The sequence below is a fragment of the Thalassobacterium sedimentorum genome (assembly GCF_031127905.1).
In the GTDB taxonomy this organism is placed as follows: domain Bacteria; phylum Verrucomicrobiota; class Verrucomicrobiia; order Opitutales; family Coraliomargaritaceae; genus Thalassobacterium; species Thalassobacterium sedimentorum.
In genome coordinates, this window is the sequence record NZ_JARXIC010000085.1 from 1 (window position 1) to 2,102 (window position 2,102).

Annotated in this window: 2 protein-coding genes; both read left to right on the forward strand. The window is 46.1% G+C overall.

Annotated features, from left to right (window positions below; genetic code table 11):
* Positions 1-156: 156 nt before the first annotated feature.
* Entirely contained in the window at positions 157-1,065 is a 909-nt protein-coding gene (lepB, locus tag QEH59_RS18425; protein WP_308986853.1) for a signal peptidase I, read from the forward strand.
* A gap of 37 nt (positions 1,066-1,102) precedes the next feature.
* Positions 1,103-1,504 carry a hypothetical protein gene (locus QEH59_RS18430; protein WP_308986854.1) on the forward strand — a complete coding sequence of 134 codons (402 nt, stop codon included), beginning with the start codon at positions 1,103-1,105 and terminating at the stop codon, positions 1,502-1,504.
* Positions 1,505-2,102: the final 598 nt, after the last annotated feature.

Here is a 2,102-nt window from a genome sequence, read left to right on the forward strand (position 1 = left end):
ATAGGGAGCTGAGCCTGACCGCTCGGCTCCCACCTTTAACTCTCGAAAACCTTAAAATACACACGCGCCGCGTAGCGGCTTTGTTCAACCAGTCGTGGTGAGACAATAGATTTCGCTGGCGCTCATCTATACTCACACTCTACGTTGGATAAAAGAATGAACAAAGAACAACCTGCAACAAAGAGGCGTCGGTGGCCTGGAATTGTTCTGAGCTTATTTGTTCCAGGCTTCGGCCTTGCTCGCGCCGGAATGCCGAAACGCGCAGTGCTTTGGTTTTTCGGCCTACCAATAGCATCCCTTGCAACCGGAATCATTCTGGCGCTTAAAGAAATCCCCTTTCCAATAGCTATTGTCGCTTTCGCCGCCTCTATAATCCTCTATATTGCCATGCTGTGCGATAGCTTCCGAGCAGGAAAAATGAAGAAACAGCTTTGGTTTCTGTATTTTGGGATCTTCATTCTACTGTTCCTGTTGCCTACCCCCGTATCGATGGTCTTGCGGACGTTCACGATTCCAACGGGCTCGATGGCTCCGACACTGATGGGCGCCGACTCGACTTCGGGTTCAGATTATGTAATCGCGAATCGATTGAGCTATTGCTTTAGCCCCCCACAAAGAGGTGATCTTATCGTTTTCGCAACATCGGATATTTCAGGCTTAAAGGAGTTTCAAACAAATGATCAGGGTGAAGTATTTTACGTTATGCGCCTAATCGGATTACCAGGAGAGACTATTTCCATCGCTGAGAATAAGGTATTTGCTGACGGAGTGCAGTTGAGTGAGGAGGACGGAATTCCTACAACGATTTCATATGTAACTGCTTCAGAGATTTCCTCGTTAGGAGCAAAAAAAGAATCGAATTTTCAAGTCGGTTTAAATGAATATTTTGTTCTCGGGGATAATTCCCGAAATAGCTTAGATAGTCGCTTCTGGGGAGGTGTCCCCGAGTCTTCAGTTTTCGGTAAAGTAACGACTATCTACTACCCATTCAATCGTGCTGGCAGAATCTCACCGCATAAAGAAAAACAACCATCCAACCAGACGGGAGATGACAACTCCGAGTAGCGCTGCCGCGCTACTCTCCGCGCATCCCCTCCACGATATGGAGAAAAAGCTAACACCTGAGGAAAAGCAATTAATCGAACGTGAATTTTTCGCTCAACAGGATAAAATGATGCGCCGTCGGAATTTTGCGTATAAGACGTTTCTGGTAGGCATTTCTTGCGGCATCATTGGCGGGGCTTTACGCGGTTTTCATTTACTCACATTTGCGTATCCAGTGCTCATAATCATATGGTTTTTCTGCGTGATGCTCTACGTTGGCGGTGGTATTTTTCCTACGACACTGAGAAAGGATTTGGATATGCGCTGGCATTTCAACCCGTGGCGTGAAGCATTACTTAATCTCCCCGAAAGCAAAACTATTATTGAAGCCGTCGCTTTGCTCACAGCGCCTTACTTCGCAAGAATGTTGGCCTTATTCATCTATTTAGCGTTTAAATAAAAAATGACTACAATCGAGCCCCCCCCAGAAGCACGAAGGCGAGTCGCCAGTTGAAAAACAAAAGAAGAATATCAGACCTCCAGAGCCCATCCCCCAGTCCACCATTCAGCACTTCAGCCCACCTACGACCATCGGCCATATCCAGACAGAGCTGGTCAACGGCTAAAGCCGTGCCAGTCTTTTACGATATACAGAAAAAAGAACCCAGATTTTTAACCGCTTATCACCACTTATGGAACGCTTATCCAGCACGATGCGTTCAAATGAATTTAATCTTAATATAAGCGTGTGATTAGCGGTCATAAGCGGTTCCCAGCTTTGCTGGACTCAGAGCCATCCGAAATGAAATTCAATAAAATGAAAAGTGAAGCACTCGTCTATTCGACCATTTCTGGCAGGACTGAAAGTATATCCAGACGAGCTAGTCAATGCGAGATCACGCACCAGTTATTCGACAATCATTTGCACGATTGACCTCATAGGCTCGCATCGACTACTCTCCACGATGGTGAGAGAATTGGCAGCTTGACATGTGTTGCATATGCAACACATTCAAAAGTATGAAAACAGCAGCCATTCACAGTCGAATTGACCCGGA